This is a genomic window from Kovacikia sp. CALU 1929, from assembly GCF_056784235.1.
The window spans coordinates 1-20763 of record NZ_JBXBCF010000037.1 but is presented as its reverse complement, the minus strand read 5'-3'; the positions used below and the strand labels follow the sequence as shown (position 1 = coordinate 20763).

At 48.0% G+C, this 20763-nt stretch carries 17 protein-coding genes and 1 pseudogene; 4 read left to right on the top strand and 14 right to left on the bottom strand.

Annotation, left to right across the window (positions count from 1 at the left end):
• Nucleotides 1-126: 126 nt before the first annotated feature.
• From AC1S52_RS02960 to AC1S52_RS02895, 14 genes and pseudogenes are all read right to left on the bottom strand, one after another.
• Nucleotides 127-381: pseudogene (locus AC1S52_RS02960) on the bottom strand (SDR family NAD(P)-dependent oxidoreductase); the annotation flags it as partial.
• An 81-nt stretch (nt 382-462) separates the two neighbouring features.
• A complete protein-coding gene (locus tag AC1S52_RS02955) occupies nt 463-1299 on the bottom strand; it encodes an alpha/beta fold hydrolase (RefSeq protein ID WP_482027552.1) in 837 nt (278 codons plus the stop codon).
• Nucleotides 1300-1386: 87 nt separating this feature from the next.
• Complete coding sequence (locus AC1S52_RS02950; protein ID WP_482027551.1) at nt 1387-2355, bottom strand: zinc-dependent alcohol dehydrogenase family protein; 969 nt, start codon at nt 2353-2355, stop codon at nt 1387-1389.
• 105 nt (nt 2356-2460) lie between these two features.
• The gene (locus AC1S52_RS02945; protein WP_482027550.1) at nt 2461-3132 is read right to left on the bottom strand and encodes an SDR family oxidoreductase; all 672 of its coding nucleotides are present in this window, start codon (nt 3130-3132) and stop codon (nt 2461-2463) included.
• 2 nt (nt 3133-3134) lie between these two features.
• Complete coding sequence (locus tag AC1S52_RS02940; protein ID WP_482027549.1) at nt 3135-3833, bottom strand: type 1 glutamine amidotransferase domain-containing protein; 699 nt, start codon at nt 3831-3833, stop codon at nt 3135-3137.
• Nucleotides 3834-4172: 339 nt separating this feature from the next.
• Entirely contained in the window at nt 4173-4574 is a 402-nt protein-coding gene (locus AC1S52_RS02935; RefSeq protein ID WP_482027548.1) for a RidA family protein, read from the bottom strand.
• 147 nt (nt 4575-4721) lie between these two features.
• The gene (locus AC1S52_RS02930) at nt 4722-5744 is read right to left on the bottom strand and encodes an LLM class flavin-dependent oxidoreductase (protein WP_482027547.1); all 1023 of its coding nucleotides are present in this window, start codon (nt 5742-5744) and stop codon (nt 4722-4724) included.
• A 113-nt stretch (nt 5745-5857) separates the two neighbouring features.
• The gene (locus AC1S52_RS02925; RefSeq protein ID WP_482027546.1) at nt 5858-6757 is read right to left on the bottom strand and encodes a pirin family protein; all 900 of its coding nucleotides are present in this window, start codon (nt 6755-6757) and stop codon (nt 5858-5860) included.
• 155 nt (nt 6758-6912) lie between these two features.
• Nucleotides 6913-7269 (bottom strand): AraC family transcriptional regulator, encoded by a 357-nt coding sequence (locus tag AC1S52_RS02920; RefSeq protein ID WP_482027545.1) that lies wholly within the window; start codon nt 7267-7269, stop codon nt 6913-6915.
• An 89-nt stretch (nt 7270-7358) separates the two neighbouring features.
• Nucleotides 7359-8114, bottom strand: coding sequence for an SDR family oxidoreductase (locus AC1S52_RS02915; RefSeq protein ID WP_482027544.1), 756 nt, complete (start codon nt 8112-8114; stop codon nt 7359-7361).
• Nucleotides 8111-8293 (bottom strand): hypothetical protein, encoded by a 183-nt coding sequence (locus tag AC1S52_RS02910; RefSeq protein ID WP_482027543.1) that lies wholly within the window; start codon nt 8291-8293, stop codon nt 8111-8113. The genes AC1S52_RS02915 and AC1S52_RS02910 overlap by 4 nt, the downstream gene beginning before the upstream one ends.
• Nucleotides 8294-8495: 202 nt before the next feature.
• Nucleotides 8496-9053, bottom strand: a complete 558-nt coding sequence (locus tag AC1S52_RS02905) for a DsbA family protein (RefSeq protein WP_482027542.1) — start codon at nt 9051-9053, stop codon at nt 8496-8498.
• Nucleotides 9054-9275: 222 nt separating this feature from the next.
• Nucleotides 9276-9905: a response regulator gene (locus AC1S52_RS02900; protein WP_482027541.1), complete on the bottom strand. Its 630-nt coding sequence runs from the start codon at nt 9903-9905 to the stop codon at nt 9276-9278.
• Between the two features lie 7 nt (nt 9906-9912).
• A complete protein-coding gene (locus AC1S52_RS02895) occupies nt 9913-16545 on the bottom strand; it encodes a PAS domain S-box protein (RefSeq protein WP_482027540.1) in 6633 nt (2210 codons plus the stop codon).
• Between the two features lie 929 nt (nt 16546-17474).
• On the opposite strand from AC1S52_RS02895, the gene AC1S52_RS02890 reads away from it, so the two are divergent.
• From AC1S52_RS02890 to AC1S52_RS02875, 4 genes are all read left to right on the top strand, one after another.
• Complete coding sequence (locus tag AC1S52_RS02890; protein ID WP_482027539.1) at nt 17475-18173, top strand: hydrolase; 699 nt, start codon at nt 17475-17477, stop codon at nt 18171-18173.
• 184 nt (nt 18174-18357) lie between these two features.
• Nucleotides 18358-19062: an antibiotic biosynthesis monooxygenase gene (locus tag AC1S52_RS02885; protein ID WP_482027538.1), complete on the top strand. Its 705-nt coding sequence runs from the start codon at nt 18358-18360 to the stop codon at nt 19060-19062.
• Nucleotides 19063-19098: 36 nt separating this feature from the next.
• Nucleotides 19099-19374 carry a UBP-type zinc finger domain-containing protein gene (locus tag AC1S52_RS02880; protein WP_482027537.1) on the top strand — a complete coding sequence of 92 codons (276 nt, stop codon included), beginning with the start codon at nt 19099-19101 and terminating at the stop codon, nt 19372-19374.
• A 34-nt stretch (nt 19375-19408) separates the two neighbouring features.
• Entirely contained in the window at nt 19409-20344 is a 936-nt protein-coding gene (locus tag AC1S52_RS02875) for a DUF5996 family protein (protein ID WP_482027536.1), read from the top strand.
• The last annotated feature ends 419 nt before the right edge of the window (nt 20345-20763 follow it).

Sequence of the window (20763 nt, the reverse complement as noted above, 5' to 3'; positions counted from 1 at the left end):
CATTGCCATTCCTCGTCGGTCAAGTCACTGTCATAAAATGGTTGACTCATGCTCTCAAGCGCAGGTAGATGAATGACTTAGGTATCGCTCTTTCCGTCTCCTGATCACCATTTACTTCATATCTATTTACAAACAGTTTCTGAGTGGCGACAAAAACGCCCCTGACATTAATTGCAAAAGTTGGTCAAATTCTTCTAGCGAGAACTGGTCAATCGGTGCGACGATGGCGATGCCCGCATTGTTGACGAGAATGTTGAGACCACCGAGGGTGTTGACGGTTTTGGCAACGGCGTGTTTTACCGCTTCTACATCGGCACTGTCAGCCCGAATTGCCAAAGCTTTTCCACCTGCCGCTTCAATACCTTTCACCGCCTGATCTGTTTTTTGGGGCGAACTGCTTTAGGTAAGGGCAACAGCTGCCCTATCGCGGGCGAGACGTTCAGACATGCGCCGAGTTACTGATTATTTCTGCTCAAGAAAGTCCAGCAACGCGGGATTGACCTGGTCGGCGTGAGTCCAGTTGATAGCGTGCGGCCCGCCGGGAATGACAACAAGTTGACTGTTTTTAATCAGCTTTGGCAGTCTTGCTGCAGTGGACTCCAGCGGCAAAATGCGATCGGCATCGCCATGGATGATCAGGGTTGGTACATCAATGCGGGGCAGATCATTGCGGAAATCGGTGAGCCAGGACGGTACACAGTTTAAAGTCCCTTTAGCAGAAGCCCCTGCTGCCACATTCCAACTGGCTTGAATTGCCTCATTGCTGATGCGATCGCCCAGCAGCACATCCACATTGAAGAATTCTCTGAAAAATGCAGAGAAGTAGGCTGGACGGTCTTCAACGATCGCTTTCATGATGCCGTCGAAAACGCTTTGGTCAACGCCTTCAGGATTATCATCGGTCTTCAGCAAAAAGGGCGGCACTGGAGCCATCAGCACGGCTTTCTGCACCCGCTCTGAGCCATACTTGCCAAGATAGCGCGTGACTTCGCCTGTTCCCATTGAGAAGCCGACCAGCACAGCATCCTGCAAGTCAAGTTTGGTCATCAGCGTGTTCAAATCGGCGGCGAAGGTATCGTAGTCATATCCAAACGAGGGTTGGCTAGAAGCACCGAATCCTCGGCGATCGTAGGTGATTACTCGATATCCTGCGTTCAGTAAAACTAAAACCTGCTTCTCCCAGGAATGTCCGTTCAATGGAAATCCATGAATCAGAACAATCGGTTGTCCTACCCCAAGATCTTCGTAGTAGAGATCGATGGTTGCAGAGTTTTCTTGATCAACGGTAATGTAAGGCATGAGAGGTTTCTCCGTTGTAAATTATTGACCTTCAGCACACAATCAAACTCCGATCCGTTTAGCAATTACCAACGCCGTAAAGCTGGTCTAATTTTCTGTAAACTTCAGCACAATTTTGCCCCGTGTTCCTCCCTGCTCTAGACGCTGATGTGCCAGAACGACCTGATCCCAAGACCATACTGAATCAATCACTGGGCGAAGCTGATGACGCTCGATGAGTTTTGTCAAAGCCTCTAATTTTGCTCGGTACTGGGGTGAAAGAACAAAATGAATCGTCAGATTCTTACCCCATGCTTCAAGAAGCGATTGCGGTATTGCAATGTCTACAATGCTTGTAAGCCTACCAAAGGGACGAATGATTTCTAGACTACGCTGAATTGTTTCTCCGCCGATCGTATCTAGAACTAAATCCACACCCAGTCCATTTGTTTCTTGACGAATGACTTCTACGTAATCTTCATTTTTGTAATCAATCACTCGATCTGCGCCCAGTTCTGTCACGAAATCTCGGTTTCTAGAACTACACGTCGCAAAAACGTATGCCCCTATCGCTTTGGCGAGTTGAACTGCAATTGAACCCACTCCACCCGCACCCGCATGGATGAGAACTGTTTCACCAACTTGTAGATTGCCCCTAGTCACTAGACAATCCCAAGCCGTTCCGCCCGCAAGCGGAAAAGAAGCTGCTTCAATGTGCGATAGATTTGCAGGCTTCAATGCAACAATCGCTGCGTCAGCCACATGATACTGAGCGTAGCTACCGAATTCTCCAAAAATTTGCGGCGAGTAATATACGTTGTCTCCCACCTTGAAATCAGTCACAGCTTCGCCAATTGCCTCAATCACCCCTGAGACATCGACTCCAATGATGGCGGGTAATTGCACCAGTTCTTTGTAATCACCACGACGAGTTTGGTAATCGACCGGGTTGATCGAGGTTGCACAAACTCTGACTAACACCTGAGTCGCCTTCATTGTTGGTATGGGAACCGTTTGAATCTCAAATTTCTCAGCATCACCAAACGCAGTTAATACAGCCGCTTTCATAGATTCCATCTGTGCCAACTCTCCTTTTCAAACAAACAGTGATGGGATTTCGATATCACTTAGCTATACGTATCTGGAGCCTAGCCAGTTCCAATGCTCGGTTTCTTTAGACGATTAGCCGTCGCCGCCGAGTCTAATGTCCAGCGCATTAACCCCCTCGCTGATCGCTGTTCCTCCACTGGTCAGCTCCAAGATCAACCGATTAAGGGCAGGAGTTCGCAGAAGCTCCACGATAGTTGCAGCGACATCGTCGCGGGCGATTTCGGTGGGAAACTTGGCGAGGCCCAGGTCAACCCGTCCCGTCCCAGGCTCGTTTGTCAGCGCGGATGGACGCACAATCAACCAGTCGAGGTCGGTCAGAACCAGTTGCGTCTCAGCCTTCTTCTTCTCGACCATATAGTGTTCGAATGACTCATCCATGCGCCGCTCGCGCCATGCCTCGGGAAAGACCGAGACAAGTACGAAGCGCCGTACCCCGGCGCGTTCTGCGGCGGTGTACAGCTTCCCCGGCCCGTCGCCGTCAACGAGGGTGGTCGCCTCGTTGCTTTCCTTGCCACCCGCGCCAGCGCTAAACACGATCGCATCGCAGCCGCGCATGGTCGCAGCCAGTTCGTCAACCGACATCGCCACTAGGTCGCCCCGCACCGTCTGAATCCCGCCCAAGGCGATCGCCTCCGCCTGCTCTGGTCGCCGCACGAGACCGATAGGTTCATCGCCCGCCTCGGCAAGTTGTACCGCTACTCGGCGACCGATGCCACCAGCGATGCCGATGATAAAGACTTTCATCGTTACTCTCCTGCTTGGGTGTGGCGATCGCCTTGGGCGACTAAGCGCTGAGCGGCCGGGGCCGACGAAGCTGGGTTCTGGCCAGTGATTAGCAGTCCGTCCTCGACGACGTGGGGCCCCCAGTCCGGCCCACTTGAATAGATACCGCCCTTAGCCTTTAGATCGTCCTCCACAAGGAATGGCACCACATCGGTCAGTCCGACAGCAGCTTCCTCAGTGTTGGTGAAACCAGTCACCTGCTTGCCCTCGACCAGTGGTCGGCCCTCAGCAGTCTTCGCGTGACGCAGCACGCCCGGCCCATGGCAGACCAGCGCGACTGGTTTGTTCGCCGCGAGGAAGCTCTCGATCAGGTCGGACGAGTCCTTGCTCTCGGACAGATCCCACATCGGGCCATGGCCGCCGGGGTAGAACACCGTATCGAAGTCGTCCGCAGAGACATCGGCAAGCTTGACGGTGTTCGCCAGCGCCTTGCTTGCCTCGGCGTCCGCCTCAAAGCGATGGGTTTCGTCGGTCTGGAAGTCAGGCTCGTTGCTCTTCGGATCGAGTGGCGGTTGTCCGCCCTTCGGAGAAGCAAGCGTAATCTCGTAGCCAGCCTCTTTAAACACGTAATAGGGAGCAGCAAGCTCTTCGAGCCAGAAGCCGGTTTTGCGACCGGTGTCGCCGAGCTGGTCGTGCGAAGTCAAAACCATTAGAACTTTCATTTCATTCTCCTTCCGCTAGTAATTAGGGCGCTCTTTCCGCGCAGGTTCTCGACTTGCTCACCGTGTCTCGGCGAGCGTCTTTCCGATGTTGTTGCAGAAAACGTGGAGGATGCGATCGCGGCCATGCCGGTAACCGTAACGAGAATGACGCTGCGCCTGCTGATCCCGATCTCGTTGTCATGATGCATAAAGATAAGAACCTTTCATTGTTGCCTTTAGCGATCGCCGTGTTTGTCGCCTTTAATATGGCTTTATTTTTTCTGACATCTGAATTTGAATCTCTCCTCTGCTTAAGTGAATGCTTTAACAGAGCAGTCTCTGCTGTCACTGATGCAAAACTCACGGAACAATTGCAGTGACGCGGATTTCAATCCGCATCGTTGGGAGTCCAAGAGCTGCAACTCCGACCTGTGTCCAAATTGGGGCATGATTGGGCATGTAGTGGCGATATAGCCTGACCATCACGTCGTTGACCTCTGAGGGCAACCCGCCAACATGGTAAGAATTGATGTGAACGACATGCTCCCAACCCGCACCGGCAGTTGCCAAAGTTCGCTCTACGTTCCGAAATGCCTGAGCTATCTCGTCCGCCAGCAATTCGGGAATTTGCAGATTGTCATCCCAACCGCCTTGACCCGATGTCTCCACGCGATCGCCAATTTTGGCCGCTTGCGAGTAATGCAAGTTATTCAGCATGTATTCCCCATAACCAGGGGTAACAAAAAACTTGGGCTTATTCATGGTTTTCCTTAGTAGTGGTTTAAGCCGTTTGTAAATTCACATTTTTGAGTACCTAAACTAGAATGATGCGGCTGCCCCAATTTCAACCAATGTTTCTTTTGAGCTATATAGAGCGATGGCTAGGTTTCCTAAGATCGTGAGCGCATTTTAATTGTTCAAGAGTGGCAACATTCGCACTCCAATCAGTTCAATGGAGCGCATCAGTTGGGTGTGGTTCATCTGCGCGTTGTCCATTTGAAACGTTACTCTCGAAATGCCGCCGAGCGATTCACTGTGACGGCGAATTTTCTCCGCCACTTCTTCGGGACTGCCGACCAGTAACGCGCCGGTCGCGCCGCGCTGCGCGTCAAAAGCGGCGCGTGTAACAGGCGGCCAGCCTCTCTCTCTGCCGATCTTAGTGAAGGTCTCGGCGTAGCCCGGAAAGAACTCTTCAACAGCTTGTTCAGTCGTATCGGCGACATAACCGATTGAATGCAATGAAACTTTCAACGTTTCGGGTGCGTGCCCGGCGTACTCTCCGGCATCGCGGTATAAATCTATGAGCGAGCGAAAGCGATGCGTTTCGCCGCCGATAATGGCGACCACGAGCGGCAGTCCAAGCATTCCAGCGCGGAGGAAAGATTGCGGCGTACCGCCAACCCCGATCCAGATGGGAAACGGCTTTTGCAGCGGACGCGGATAAATTGCTTGGTTTTCCAACGCGGGGCGAAATTTGCCCGACCAATTGACCGTTTCATTGTCCCGAATTTTGAGCAATAGTTCGAGCTTTTCAGCGAAAATCTCATCGTAATCGCCAAGACTAAATCCAAATAGCGGAAAGGCTTCGGTGAACGAGCCGCGCCCGACAACCATTTCGGCACGACCTTTTGAAATCAAATCGAGCGTGGCGAATTGTTGGAACACACGCACCGGGTCAGCCGCGCTCAGCACCGTAACCGCGCTGGTCAGACGGATGCGCTCGGTGCGTGCGGCGGCAGCGGCGAGAATAACCGCGTTTGCCGAATCTAAAAATTCATGCCGATGATGCTCGCCGATACCGAAGATATCCAAGCCGGAACGATCCGCCTGCTCTATTCTCTCCAGCAGTTCGGCGACAGACTGCGCGGCATCCGCCGTTTCACCATTTTCACTCGTTCCAACCGAGGCAAAACTGTCAATTCCAACTTCCATATCATTTCCCAAGCGTTTTGCCAATGAAATAGACTTAATCCAAAACAGTAGAAAGCCTTGCTGTACGAGTTAAGTGGCTGTTCTCTCGCTCAGCAAAGAACGCCTAACCATCGTTAACTCAGAGGGGGGGCGCTACTACTGCGATCTGAATTATCAGGGAGCGGAATGAATTCGGTTTCACCGGGAACCGCCGGGAAGCGGCGGTCTTGCCAATCTCGTTTTGCCTGCTCGATACGCGCTGAGCGGCTCGACACAAAGTTCCAGTACTTTGTGCGATCGCCCACTGGTGCCCCGCCGATAATCATTGCTTTTGCCTCAGCCCCCGCCCGGATATCTACTGATTCATCCGGCGCTAAAACGGCTAGACGATATGGCTCTAACGGCTCTCCATTTACGAACAGGCCGGATGTGACGCTATAAACTGCCCTTTCTAAACCTTCTGTTGGCGCTAGCTGAAATTGACTACCCTCCGTGAAAACGAGCGCTAGGTAAAGAGTAGCAGAGTAGGTTTTAACGGGTGATTGGTGAGACTGGTAGCTACCGGCTATCAAGGTCGCACTGGTGCCTGTTTGAATCCACCTCGGTAAATCAGTCGCCGGATAATGTGAAAAGCTGGGTTCAACTTCTTCAGCGCTTTCGGGGAGGGCAATCCAGGTCTGAATGCCGTGAAGAGTAGATTCTTTCTCTCTAAAGCTCTCGGGCGATCGCTCAGAATGAACAATACCTTTGCCCGCTGTCATCCAGTTCACCTCGCCCGGAAAGATCTCTTGTACTGTACCTAGACTATCTCTATGCAGAAGGCTTCCTTCAAACAAATAGGTAACCGTCGCTAAATTGATGTGTGGATGGGGTCTAACATCGACGCCTTTTCCAGCCGGGAGAATAGCTGGGCCTAAGTGATCAAAGAAGATGAAAGGTCCAACCATTTTTAGGGTTTCACTCGGCAAGATGCGCTGTACACTAAATCCACCTAAGTCATGCTTTTCAGGCGTAATTAATTGCTGAATACTCATTTTTTACGATCCATTCTTAGTTGACGCTGTGGACGAAAATACAACCTTAGTTCTGTTGCTGCTTCAGATTCTTGCCTAACTCAACTTCAATATAATGAGTTCCAAGACTCGATTTCTTTCAGATTCTTAGGACAACTTTTCAGATTCTTATAGTGCTAGCGAATCTGCTTGGGGGTCTTTCCCGTGAATCGCTTGAAGTGCTGCGTCAAATGGCTTTGACTGGAGAAGCCTACTTTTAGGGCAATGTCTGCGATCGCCAAATCTGTTTTCGATAGCATCAACTTTGCCTGTTCCACGCGCTGTTGAATCACGTACTGACGGGGAGAAATTCCCATTGTTTGCTTAAACAAACCCGCAAAGTAAGTCGAACTAACGTTGATCACTTCTGCAAGTTCAGCCAGTGATAATTCTCGATCGAGGTGAGTCTGAATGTAGTCAAGCACTTGCTGCAATCGAGTGTGCGTTAAGCCTTTGTAATTGGCTTCAATGGTTGGCGTTGTAGTTGTTAGCATGGTTTACAAATTGGCAAGTTGTTTAACAAAACAGGTAAAAACTAGCAATCGCGCATGCGATCGCTGTAATATTTTGCATTGCCGATCGACTACTGCGCTACATACCCACCATCTACCATCAACGTTTCACCTGTTACGAACGATGCCAGGTCAGATGATAAAAACAGGACTGCATTGGCAACTTCAAGCGGTGTTCCAATTCGTCCGATCGGGTGAAGTCCTGTTATGTAAGCTTTGATCTCATCCTGCCCACCTGTAGCTGCTTCAAACATATCTGTTTCGATTGCTGCTGGTGCAACGACATTGATGCGAATCCCCGCTTTGGCATATTGGAGCGCAGCAGCTTTTGTTAAGCCTACTACTGCATGTTTACTCGCGGTGTAGAGAGATTGGGTAGGAACTGCAACGACTCCAGCCCCAGATGATGTATTGACGATCGAACCACTTCCCTGTTTCAACATCTGAGCGATTTCATATTTCATCGACAACCAAACGCCTTTGACATTGACGTTCATAGTGCGGTCATATTCAGCTTCTGTTTGCTCAATCAATGAAGGATTTTCGCCGACCATTCCTGCATTATTAAAGGCAATATCTAACCGACCAAAAACGCTAACCGCTTTATCAACCATTGCTTGAACATCGGCTTCTTTTGTGACATCTGCTTGCACAAAAATCGCCTCTCCGCCAGCTTCCTCGATCAATCGAACAGTTTCTTCACCTTCATCCATTCGACGACCCACCACCACCACCTTTGCTTGCTGTTTGGCATAAGCGATCGCAGTTGCTCTACCGATTCCCGAAGTTCCACCAGTGACTAGCGCCACTTTATCTTGCAGTATCATTCTGTTTCTCCTGTTTTAATTTCATCAGTTTGTATCGGGTAAGTTTGTCTCAGCAACTCAGTGACCTCTTGCGCGATCGCAATCAAAGCATGATTAACTGAGGAGTTGCGAAGAGAATCAGTTTGAGGTGTACTTTCATGCCCAGAATCATTCTTACTTTGCACTAGTAAATGCGTCATAGAATTATCCTCAATGAAATCCTGATTTGTAATTGATTAAATCAATACGAAGAAATTCAGTTGTTGGCATGGTAATGTTTGACATGGTTCAAAAAGCGGCAGTTTTGTTCAGCGAAACAGGCAAAATCTAGCTATCAAATTTTGATAGCTTATAGTACTTACAGACAAGTCAGATATGAAGTGAGAGCAAAGATCGGGGAACTTAATGACTTGCAGCAATCATGGCAGCCATCAACTCCGTCGTGTTCCAGCGCTCGGTATACCGAATTCCATTGATAAACAGGGCTGGGGCAGTCGTTACTCCACTCTGTATTCCGCCTTCGATGTCTTCATTGATGAGATCGACATGCGCTTGTTTAGACAACTCTTTGAGAAATTGAGGGATATCAAGCCCTAAATCATTGGCGTACTCGACAAGATAACCGTTCTCCAACCTTTGTTGATGGTCAAACAAAGTATCGCTCATTAACCAAAACTGTCTTTGGGCGGCGGCGGCAACGGCTGCTTGGGCTGCCCGTTGAGCATGAGGGTGAATCTGTGCTTGTGGAAAATGGCGGAAGATGAAGCATAAGTAATCCTCTCCAAAAGCAGCACTCAGTTTTTGTTTGATTCCTCTAATCAGCTTGTAAACGTCCGCACTTTTGGAGTCTTGATAATCTCCATACATCACCAGCACGACCTTGGCACTCAGCACACCTTGCATCCAATCTTGGGTTGAAGGTGGGATAAGTAAGGAACTCTGGCTACGATCGTTGCTCATCTTTCTACATCCGTAGCAGACAGGAAACCTTGCAATTCACTTGCTCGATTCACTTAACTGCATCTCTATTTGCATAAATTCAATATAGGTGGTCGCCTTCAAGCTGTCGCCTACAGCAAGTTAAAATTTTTACAGTACAAATTGATAGAGTAACCGTGCCATCGCAGAGTAGAAGGCAAGCTCTAACTTAAGTTAGAACCCCAATGCGATCGAAAGTACACCCTATAAACTGACAATTCCGCGCTTAACAGCAACAATCACAGCTTGAGTCCGATCGCTGACATCTAACTTATTCAAAATCCGGTTGACATGAGATTTAACCGTGCCTTCACCGATACTCAAAGCAGTCGCAATCTCGGCATTGCTCATCCCCTGTGCGAGTGAGCGGAGTACTGCTAGTTCTCTTTCACTCAGTTCTGGATTGCTGAGGCGTTGAACCAACTTTGCTCCTACATCGGGCGGAATATACTTCTGACCCCGATGAACGGTACGAATCGCATTCAGAAGCTCGTCAGGTTCAGTTTCTTTCAACAGGTATCCTTTTGCGCCTGCCTGCAATCCTCGATAGATATCTTCGTCACTATCATACGTGGTCAGGACAATAATTCGAGCCGATTTAGCAGTGGCACAAATTGCACCGATCGCAGCAACTCCTTCCACTTCCGGCATTCGCAGATCCATCAACGTGACATCCGGTTGGTGTTCTTCAAATAGCGCGATCGCTTGTTCCCCATTTTCGGCTTGGGCAATCACCTGCATCTCTGGGTCACGATTAATAATCGTGGCTAATCCCTGCCGAAAAATGGCATGATCGTCCGCAATCAAAACCCGAATGGTCGTGGCTTGGCTCATCGTGATGCTACTTCCGATTGATGGTGACAATAATCTCTGTTCCCTGCCCAGGTTGACTCCGAATCGTGAGTTGTGCGCCGATGCGCTCTGCCCGTTCGCTCATGCCTAGTAAGCCAAAACCCTCAGAGGCTGGAATACTCCCAACTCCAAAGCCCTGCCCATTGTCTCTTACGCGCAAGCAAACCTGATCGCGATCGTAGACTAGCTGCACTCGAATTTCGTCAGCATTGGCGTGTCTAATCGCATTGGTTAAGGCTTCCTGCCCCATTCGCAGTAGGTTACTCTCGACTTCAGCCGGTAGAGAATACACTGTACCCTCAGTCTCATAGTATAAAGTGGTATCCATTGCGGCAGTTCTGAGTTGAGCGACGAGACGATGGAGAGCGCTCTGTAGACTGCCTTCCTCCAAAAGCTGAGGACGCAGCGCAACGACCGATCGCCGCGCTTCAGTCAGTCCAGTTCGTGCCAATTCTTTGATCAGATCCAGGTGTGCCTGAGTTGCTTCTACATCATCCGTTAGCACCTGTTTTGCCGCTCCTACCTGAGCCAAAATGCCTGTAAACGCCTGAGCGAGAGTGTCGTGAATTTCGCGTGCCATGCGGTTGCGCTCTTCCAAAATTGAAGCAGCTTCTGCTTGCTTTTGCGGCATAATATTTCGCGCCAGCCAAATCACCTGTTCGTGCTGAATCGGGGCAACGCGAGCCGAAAACCAGATTTCTCGTCCAGATAGCCACTGGCTGTATTCAAAGGTGACGACTTGTTGGGTTCTCAGCACCTGCTGAATGTAACCCAGTAATTCATCAGCTTGTTCTTTAGCAAAGAGTTGATGCAGTGTTGTGCCAACAAGTTCCCCATCATACAACTCTCTGTATGATGGATTGCCTTCGGTTACGCAGATCACTTGCCCTTCAGCATTGAAGATACACATTGGATCGGGAATGGCTGAAAAGAGCGCCCGCAGTTCTGCTTCAGAGGCTTGCAGCGCGGCTTCTGCTCGTTTGCGATCGCTAATATCTGTAATCACACCTTCCATATATCCATCGGTTGCATTCAGATGAAAGGAGTAAAGCCCCCAAAACGCTGTGCCGTCTCGTTTTCGCATCTGAATTTCAACGTTTTGTAGGTCGCTATGACGCTTCAGCAATTCAACGACTTGTTGGCGATCGCACAGATTTACATAAAAATCTGTGGAATGTAAGATCCCAATCATCTCATCGGGTGAATTAAAGCCAAATAGATCGGCAAGGCGTTGATTAGCATCGAGAAGTAATCCATCTGAGAGGCGAGTTCGGAAGATGCCGACCTGCGAGTTTTCAAAGATAGTTCGGAACTTGGCTTCACTGCGTTGTAATGCCTCTTCTGCTTGTCTACGCTGGGTGGTGTCGTTGCCAACCGACAAGATTTCAACGACCTCTCCCTGTTCATTAAAGATGGCTTGATTCGACCACTCCATCCAAACTCGCCGACCGTCTCGACACAGGTTTTCACCCTCGCCTTTCGGGTACGATTGAGGATTACGAAGTAAATCATGGACAAAGGGTCTCATATCGCGTCCAGAAAGTTCGGCTTCTGGAATGATGGTTTCAAATACAGTTCGCCCTAAAATCTCATGTTCTTCATAGCCCAGGAGTTTTACTCCATAATCGTTGATGTAGTGAATTCGTCCTTGCGGATCATAGCGAATGATAACGGAATTCGCGGTTTGTAACAGGTTGCGGTAATTTGCTTCACTTTGTCGTAACGCAGCAGTTCGTTCTGCGACCTGTTGCTCTAAAGTGCAGTTGTAATCGGCTAGGAGTTTCTCGGCTTGTTTGCGCTCTGTAATGTCCTGAAAGGTAGCGATCGCATAGGCGATATTGCCCTGTTGATCAAAAACTGGTGTTCCCAGTGCCTCAAGTAGAATTGAGACATGATCTCGACGAATTTCTATGTCTTCAGTCCTGATGCGTTCGCCCCTTAATGCCCGCACAATAGGCAAGTTCTCCGCTGGATAGATTTGATCCGTTCCTGCTACATAAAGCTGATAAGCCTCTGAGATCTGCTCCGGTGCTACGGAAGGATCAGTTTCTTTGCCTAGGAGTTGACTGCCGCATTGGTTAGCATAGTAGGGGCAACCCGTCGCATCCACGATCGCAATTCCCACCGGAATCGCTTCAAGGAACTGGGTAATCTTGCTTTCTTTAGCCTGCAGTTCTGAGTAAAGGTTGGCATTTTCGATGGCGATTGCTGCTTGAGTCGATAATAGCTGCAAGACCTGCGATCGCTCTGGTGTAAATACTCTGGCTGCTAACCGATTTTCTAAATACAATACACCGACCAGCTTGGCTTGATTCAGCAGCGGCAAACAGAAAATAGATTGAGGCTGGTTCTGTTGAATGTATGGCTCATTAATAAAAGCACCTTCACGAGTCGCATCATTTAAAGTGACAGGCTTCAGAGTCCGAATCACATATTGAATGATTGATTCTGGCAATTGATCGGCAATAGGAATAGACTGTAACACCTGAGTTGCACAAGCATTTTCATTGATATTGAGTTCACAAGCCGCTTCAATCAACCATTCTCCTGAGTTTTCTAAAATTAGATATCCGGTTTGTGCGCCAGCATTCTCAATTAAAGTTTGCATCAGCGATCGCAGCAGCTGCTTCAGCTCAATTTCACGAGCAATTGCCTGTGAAGCTTTCATCACTGCTGCTAAATCGAAAGCAGTATGGAAGGGGTTAGTAATAGTTTCAGAAGTAGTAGAAGCGGCTCTAGAGGACTGAGGCAACAACTGTGGATAGCGTTTTTCTAAGTCTTTAACTTTAGCGATTGCGCCCCAGCGATCATAGCAATAGTGCGCCTCTTTCATATAAGTTTGAGCAATTTTTAACCGACCGCGCGCCAGATAATGTTTAGCTGCTAATTCATACGCTAATGCTTCTTCCTGGATATACCCATTTTCAGCAGCACCTGCGATCGCCCGTTCATAAAACTCTTCGGCCTCAAAGAATTGCCCTGAGACTCGCGCTTTCCCTGCTTCGACTAAATAAAATTTATGGAGGTAATTCATTGGGGCATGACTCGCCCATTTTTGCATTTTTTCTTGGTTGGAGCTAACACAACTTAGCAAAGCTGCTTTTTCAGAGTTTGAAGCCTCAAGCGATAGGCTTAAAAGCGCTAGAGAATAATAGAAACAGAATATAGGTAGAACCGTTATTGCTGTCACCTCTTCAAAATATTGCCTTGCCAAAATAGCAGTCTGTACAGCTTGATGGTGTTCTTCAAATAGATAACACAACATGACTTTGTGCAAATAGAGTATTTGAATTGCAGTTCCATCTTTAACTGCAATAGCGTGTGATAACACCTCCTCTTCATTACACACCTGACCAACTAAGCGGCTGGGATTCTCAGCCCTGTCTAGTAAGTTAAGAATGGCCTGCTGCAATATTGCCAGCCAATTCGAGGGGCTTTCCCGTCTGATTTGGTTGATCGCTTTGCTGTAAGTTGCTGTTTTTTGTTTTAGTTGGGTAAGTTCCTCTCCAACAAAAAATGAGTTGTGGCACATGCCATATGCAGCATAACCAGCAGTTTCAAAGTCTCCAGTTTCCACTCCATTTCGATACGCATCAGCCAGCATGGGTATTATCTTCCTACGATGCACCTTCCAGTGCAGGATATGGAAACTCGAAAACATTAATGTTTTCGAGTTTCCATTTTTGGCATTCAACCGTTCTGCCAAACTGAGAGCCAATTTGCCGAACTCATAACCGAATTCAATATCTTGAACAACTCCACATAGAACAAACCCATAGCAGGCATAATACAGTGATGACCAGATAGCATTACCGTAGTTGATTGATAAACTTACCGTTTTGCAAGTCATCAGTATCCACAGTGCTGGTGATACTATGAATGCAGCAGATCCCATATTTGATAGGATTGACATAGCTACCAGCGGTTCTAGTGCAGTCATCTTTGGTAAATTAATCAGGTCTTCAATTTCTCGTTCAGAAAGTAGTGTAGCCGTTGACTCCAGTTCCTTTTGAATATCTACCTGACTTGGATTTTCTATTAAATCTATTCCCAAAAGCCTCAACGCTTCTAATCCAGTTTTTAGTGCTTCTTTCAGGTTGCCCTGTGACAAATGTCTTTGAATGCTGCTATCGTAAACCTGGACTTTATCAAGTACTGTCTTAGCGCGATCAAGTACCACTTCTACCAACTCTTCCATCTCATCAAAGTGACCCTGGAGATACGCCGCTTCTGCTGCTTCTGAGTACAGTGCTAAGGTGAGATCATACTCACTCTGCCAACTCTCTGAAGTGAGGAGTTTAAGCCCTGTAGTGAAATACTTAAAAGCTGCTTCATAAGCCGTAGCTGCTTTTGCTTTCTGACCTGCCGTTAAATTCAATCTGGCAATTTCAGTTCGTTCTGATCGAGCAGTGACTAGCTCAAGTCCTTGATTGAGATGATCGATGATTTCAAACAATCGATCGGATCGTTGCTCTGGTGAAGTTTTTTCGAGCAAATTGCGACCGATTTGGAGATGAACAACCTGTTTCTGCGATTCATCAATCAAAGCATAAGCCGCTTGCTGAACGCGATCGTGCAGAAACTTATACTCTTGAACTAACAAATCTTCGTCCAATTCAGACAGAGGTTGAATTAATCCCGCTTGTATGGCTGCAAGTAGATCCTGAAAAATTGCTGTCGGTGATTTTTCGCAAACGATCGCCAACGTTTCTAAATTAAACTCAGACCCAACACAAGAAGCGATGGAGAGAACTTGCTGTGTTGCTTCCGGCAATTTCTGTAACTGACGCAGTAGCAACTCCACCACATTAGCAGTGATATCTTGAGCTTCAATCTCACCTAGGTTCCACTGCCAACTCAACTGTTGGGCATCAAAGATTAACAGGTTTTCACTATGCAGCAGCTTCAAAAATTCACCAACAAAGAAAGGGTTGCCCCTGGTTTTACGCAACACGATTTGGGCTAAGGAACGAACGGTATCAGTATCAGGATTGCGATGTAATGTCTCAGCTATCAGTTGACTCAACGGTTCTAGGGTTAAGGGGGGCAGGGTGATTTCCTGAAGTACTGTTCCATGGTTTCGCAGGCTCTCTATCGTTAAGACCAACGGATGCGTTGGAGTCAGTTTGTTATCTCGGTAGGCTCCGATCAAAAACAGATACTGGATTTGCTCATCAAGTAAGATGAGTTCGATTAACTTCAACGTCGCAGAATCGATCCACTGTAGATCGTCTAAGAAAATGACTAGGGGATGTTCTTTTGCACAAAACGCCCGCACAAATTTTTGAAACGTGAGATTGAAGCGATTCTGTGCCTCAGTTGCTCCAACTTCGGGCACAGGTGGCTGCGTGCCAATCATGAACTCAACTTCAGGAATGACATCTATGAGGATGTGTCCGTTGCTTCCCAAAGCAGTGAGTAGACGCGATCGCCATACTTCCACCTGTTCATTGGGTTCGCCCAAGAGTTGCTGCACCATTTTTTGCAGGGCATCGACGATCGCGCTGTAGGGAGTATTGCGCCGGAATTGGTCAAATTTACCCCAGATAAAATAGCCGTGCTTTGCGGTAATCGGTTTAAAGAGTTCCTGTACCAATGCTGTTTTGCCAACACCAGCGTAACCAGAGACCAGCATCATTTCACGGACTGCCTTACTCCCTATCACTCTGTCAAACGACACCCATAATGCTGCAATCTCCGCTTCTCGCCCATACAGTTTTTGAGGAATGCAAAACTGTTCAGAAACATCTTGCAGACCCAATGGCATAGGTTCAATTAAACCCACTTCTGCCAGTTGCTGGGCACAGCGTTCTAAATCTGCTTTGATGCCCCAGGCACTTTGATAACGATCCTCAGCATTCTTTGCCATCAGTTTCAAAATAAGATCTGAAACAGGCTGGGGAATCGTGGCGTTCAATTCGTGCGGAGGAGTCGGCGGTCTGGCAATGTGGCAGTGGACTAGCTCTAGGAGATCTTTAGTGGGAAAGGGTAATTGTCGCGTCAACAGTTCGTAAAAGGTTACGCCCAGTGAGTAGAAATCAGTGCGATAGTCGAGCATCCGGTTCATTCGCCCGGTTTGCTCTGGCGATAGGTATGCAGGAGTTCCTTCTAGAAGATGAAGGCTTTTGAATGTGGGATTGGTACGACTAAAGCGAGTGGCGTTGCCAAAATCAATGATTTTGACAACGCCAGTCCTCGGATTAAAGACAATGTTGCCAGGATTAATATCTTTGTGGACGACATGAGCCGCATGGATTTTACCTAGAGTATCAGTAATGGCGATCGCCATATTCAAAAAAACCGACAGCGACATGGGACAGAAGTCTAATTGTTGCCGCATCCAGCATTCTAAAGACTCTCCACCAAAGTCTTCCAAAAGAATAACCAGCGTGCGCTGGTAGTCTTGCTGGCTGTATGCCTTGACTACGCCTTCAATATTGAGAAAGCGAGTAATTTCATACTCCTGCCGATAGCGAGTTAAATCCTGAGGAGAGGGATAATCCTGCTTGAGAACTTTGGCAATCACTGCACAGTTATCTTGCTCTCTGATACCCCGATACACCAAAGAAGCTAAGCTCTCATAGATTTTGCTGTGGATAGTAATTCCAGGCAGGGTAATCATTGAATGCTCCCCCGATGAAGGACTGTCATCCGTTTCCCAAAGTATATCGCTTGCCAAGCTCTAGAAAATTAAGCTCCTTGTGTAGGTCTTTATATCTTGACTTGTAATTGCTCAACTCAGTAGCCAATCAGATTGGTGTGAGGCAAGGGCATAGGAAATAGCCTGGAAGGTAGAGATCCTCTCTCAGGGAACTGGGGCTTCAGATTCAAGATCTCCCACAGGCTGCCTCGGAATCGAGAGCCGTATTGCTGAAGCGTTGAGGCCGCCAGGGTCTGTCGTCGTCGGTTCACGGCAATAGCTCGTAATGACAGCCGCTTCATCCGGGGGCAAACAGGTCGTCGCCTGCATCAATGGTGTGGGACATCGCTACCGAATTTTGCATTCAGACATTGATAGCCGATCGGCGGTATGAATGTACTTTCGATCAAATTCGGATTCTAACTTAAGTTAGAGCCAGCCTTCTACTCCGCGATGGCATGGTTAATCTATCAATTTGTACTGTAAAAAATTTAACTTTCTGTAGGCGACAGCTTGAAGGCGACCACCTATATTGAATTTGTGCAAACAGTCATGCAAATGGATCGAGCAAGTAAGTTGCACGGTTCCATGCTTGAAGTCATGAATATTCAAGGTGCAACTGGATTAACGCACGCTTGAGCAGCGACGTTGAAAGCATTAGGAGCGATCGCACAGTGAAGCGAATGCCCTTTGGGCACGCGACGCGAACGCCTTAACTCTGTGCTTAACTCGCGGATCTTAAGTGGCGAAATTTGGAGCTGTCTTGCAGACTCAGTTCATGGCGTGATCGCTTACGTCATCAACCCTTGAGGGTAAACAGACGTTTTACTTACAAGCACAAGCAGAGATGTTTAGCTTTTGATTTCATTCTGCAATTCCTCATTCACCAATCGCTCAAATAGGAGAGTTCAATGTCTAAAAATCAAAAAATCGGTCTAGAAGGACTGCTTCGTCCAGAAGATAGCATCCTGGTACTGATTGACCACCAGCCCTATCAGTTTACCAACTTGAACAGCCATGAACCTACGATGATCATTAACAATGTTATTGGTCTTGCCAAATCGGCAAAAGTGTTCAATGTGCCAACAATCCTTACCACAGTAATTGAAGAAAGAGGGGGTTATATCATTAAGGGATTACAGGATGTTTTTCCTGATCAAAAACCAATCAACCGTACTTTCATCAATACCTGGGAAGATTCAAACGTTACAGATGTAGTGAAGAAAAGTGGACGCAAGCAACTTATACTTGCGGCGCTTTACACCGAGATCTGTCTCGCAATGCCAGCAATCCAGGCGCTGGGTGAGGGTTATGAAGTATTCATCGTTACCGATGCTTCGGGGGGTGTTACTGCGGAAGCTCATGACATGGCGGTTCGCCGTATGGTTCAGGCGGGTGCAGTTCCAATCAACTGGATGGCTGTACTTGCTGAATGGCAACGTGACTGGGCACGCACAGAAACATCTGCGGGTGTATCAGAGATTCTTCTTGAGCATGGCGGTGCTAGTGCGGTAGCCCTTGCATGGGAACTTCAGCTCCTTGCAACAACCCCTCCAGCGGACGGCAAACCTGTCCAGGTCAGCAATTCCTCCATTGGTCAATTGGTTTAGCGTTATGGGTGAATTGCACCGTGATTGGCGTAACGATATTGAAGGGCTAGGTAATCTCCTTGCAGAGTTTATTCCTGACTACAAAAACCTAATGACGAGCTATGCAGCAATATCAAATGCTGGCTCTGCCAATCGCGAACGCCTCATGACTCGTGTGTAACTGAATAGATATTGTCATTGCTCAGTGATCCAGTTCATTTGCGGCATTGCAGCAGCACTGGATGATTTCGTGCATAGAATAGGGGTGATCGCCAGCGATCGCTTATTAACCATCATCACTTCCTTGCAGCTAGAGTTTTTGAGGTCATGTGTAATGCTAGATCCACTAGTCGTGGGTACAGATGAAGAAACTCACCAGGTAACCGCCATCATTTCTCACTTCATTCGACCTGGGCGTGAGCAAGGTTATGAGGAGTGGTTACACGGAATTGCGACGGCTGCTCACCAATTTAAGGGACATTTAGGAGTCAGCGTGATCCGACCCTGTAATCACGCTCATCCTGAATATGTGGCAATTGTCAGGTTTGATCATTACAACAACCTCAAAACCTGGCTGGAATCCAGTGTGCGGCAGGAATGGTTGGAGCGGTTGCAGCCCTTGATTGAAAAGCCTGAAACCATTCAAACTCTAACGGGTCTGGAAACCTGGTTTACGCTTCCCAACAAACCTCTGAAGGCTCCACCTCCGCGCTACAAAATGGCACTCGTGACATGGCTGGGAGTGTTTTTCACAATATCTATTCTCAATCGTTTGCTAGTACCGCTCCTGGCTGGGCTGCCGGTATTGCTTAGAACGTTGTTGGTTACAGGTCTAACGGTTGCCCTGCTCACCTACGTGATTATGCCGCGCCTCACCCAACTCTTTCGCACATGGCTGTATCCTATTTGATCAAGTACATATCTTGCACATTCACAGGAATCTTCCATGTCTTGTCAACACCTGAACGAACTGACGCTAGAGAATATGATTTCAAAAGCCAATTACCCGGTATTTCGCTGTGAGGAATGCCTTCGGGTTGGCGATCGCTGGGTACATTTAAGAATTTGTCAAACCTGCGGCAAAATGTTGTGCTGCGACTCATCCAAAAATCAGCATGCACGCCGTCATTATGAAGAAAGTGGACATGCGGTGATCAGTTCAGCAGAATTGGGAGAACAATGGTTGTGGTGTTTTGCCGATGAACAACAGAAGAACTATTGATCACGCGCCCCTTTTTACTCGCGAGGAAACCATGATGTCAAATCAGCCTGCCCTGCCCTCAACAGATATTTGGCCGAGTTTACCCCTGGACGCATGGCAAGAGACCTATACCACCTTGCACATGTGGACTCAAATCATCGGTAAAATCCGATTTGCCCAAACTCCGTGGATTAATCATTCCTGGCATATTCCCCTCTATTTAACTGTTCGGGGACTGACCACCTCTACGATTCCCTATGGCAGCCGTATCTTTCAAATCGACTTTGATTTCATTGATCATGAGTTGCTGATTCAAACCAGCGAAGGGGCAAAACGAGCGATCGCCCTCTACCCTCGCTCTGTTGCTGATTTTTATCAGACTGTGATGGAAACGCTCAGAGCATTGGATATTCACATCACAATTAACACCAAACCAAATGAAGTCCCCAATCCAATTCGATTTGAACAGGATGAAACCCATGCCGCTTATGATGCGGATTATGCCAATCGATGCTGGCGAGTCTTGCTACAGTCCGATCGCGTCTTTCGAGAGTTTCGCTCCCATTTTTCTGGCAAGGTTAGTCCAGTTCATTTTTTCTGGGGGAGTTTTGATTTAGCAGTGACTCGCTTTTCGGGGCGATCGGCTCCTGAGCATCCGGGAGGGGTGCCAAATTTACCGGATGCAGTGGCGCAGGAAGCCTATTCTCAGGAAGTTAGTAGTGCCGGATTTTGGCCCGGAGCCGGATTATCATACCCAGCGTTTTATTCCTATGCGTACCCAGAACCCGATGGGTTTAAGCAGGCTGAGGTTCGCCCTGATGCTGCATTTTACAGTAAAGAGTTGGGTGAATTTATTTTGCCCTATGACGCTGTCCGCGAGGCAGAATCACCGGATCAGATGTTGTTAGAGTTCTTGCAAAGTACCTACGAAGCTGCCGCCAGGTTGGGCAACTGGAATCAAAAGGAACTTCAGCAGTTGACGTTTAAGTAGCAACTGTATTCCTAAATTGGCGTTTAACTGGCAGATCTTAAGTGGTGAAATGTAGGACAATTTCGCAGACTGGTTTATTGGACGCTTAACCCTTGAGCGTGAAGATCAATTCCGATGAACCTACTGGCAATTACTCCAATTTTGGGAACCCGTCAGGGCATTCTGGCGCGATCGCTCCCCTGAGAATGCAGACAAACTCAGATTTCTCCTCAGCCTGGAAGGAACTCGTTGGCAATACACCAATGATGTTCAAAACTTGGCAGCCATCAGCCTCGACACCTTCCTTAGAGTCTATCCGAAAACCTCTAGTTTTGTGAGAGGCTTATAGAGGAAGCATTACAGCCGATTGAGAGCCATGTCCTTTACAGAAATTGCCCCTGATTTTCTGCTGCCAGATGAAGTTTGGGATCAGGTCAAAC

Bases quoted from the DNA above. Each gene is read 5' to 3' on its own strand.
- AC1S52_RS02935 (WP_482027548.1), bottom strand. From the start codon at position 4,574: ATGAATAAGCCCAAGTTTTTTGTTACCCCTGGTTATGGGGAATACATG.
- AC1S52_RS02955 (WP_482027552.1), bottom strand. From the start codon at position 1,299: ATGCCTTACATTACCGTTGATCAAGAAAACTCTGCAACCATCGATCTC.
- AC1S52_RS02920 (WP_482027545.1), bottom strand. From the start codon at position 7,269: ATGCTAACAACTACAACGCCAACCATTGAAGCCAATTACAAAGGCTTA.
- AC1S52_RS02900 (WP_482027541.1), bottom strand. From the start codon at position 9,905: ATGAGCCAAGCCACGACCATTCGGGTTTTGATTGCGGACGATCATGCC.
- AC1S52_RS02875 (WP_482027536.1), top strand. From the start codon at position 19,409: ATGTCAAATCAGCCTGCCCTGCCCTCAACAGATATTTGGCCGAGTTTA.
- AC1S52_RS02905 (WP_482027542.1), bottom strand. From the start codon at position 9,053: ATGAGCAACGATCGTAGCCAGAGTTCCTTACTTATCCCACCTTCAACC.
- AC1S52_RS02880 (WP_482027537.1), top strand. From the start codon at position 19,099: ATGTCTTGTCAACACCTGAACGAACTGACGCTAGAGAATATGATTTCA.
- AC1S52_RS02895 (WP_482027540.1), bottom strand. From the start codon at position 16,545: ATGATTACCCTGCCTGGAATTACTATCCACAGCAAAATCTATGAGAGC.
- AC1S52_RS02950 (WP_482027551.1), bottom strand. From the start codon at position 2,355: ATGGAATCTATGAAAGCGGCTGTATTAACTGCGTTTGGTGATGCTGAG.
- AC1S52_RS02930 (WP_482027547.1), bottom strand. From the start codon at position 5,744: ATGGAAGTTGGAATTGACAGTTTTGCCTCGGTTGGAACGAGTGAAAAT.
- AC1S52_RS02910 (WP_482027543.1), bottom strand. From the start codon at position 8,293: ATGACGCATTTACTAGTGCAAAGTAAGAATGATTCTGGGCATGAAAGT.
- AC1S52_RS02945 (WP_482027550.1), bottom strand. From the start codon at position 3,132: ATGAAAGTCTTTATCATCGGCATCGCTGGTGGCATCGGTCGCCGAGTA.
- AC1S52_RS02925 (WP_482027546.1), bottom strand. From the start codon at position 6,757: ATGAGTATTCAGCAATTAATTACGCCTGAAAAGCATGACTTAGGTGGA.
- AC1S52_RS02890 (WP_482027539.1), top strand. From the start codon at position 17,475: ATGTCTAAAAATCAAAAAATCGGTCTAGAAGGACTGCTTCGTCCAGAA.
- AC1S52_RS02915 (WP_482027544.1), bottom strand. From the start codon at position 8,114: ATGATACTGCAAGATAAAGTGGCGCTAGTCACTGGTGGAACTTCGGGA.
- AC1S52_RS02940 (WP_482027549.1), bottom strand. From the start codon at position 3,833: ATGAAAGTTCTAATGGTTTTGACTTCGCACGACCAGCTCGGCGACACC.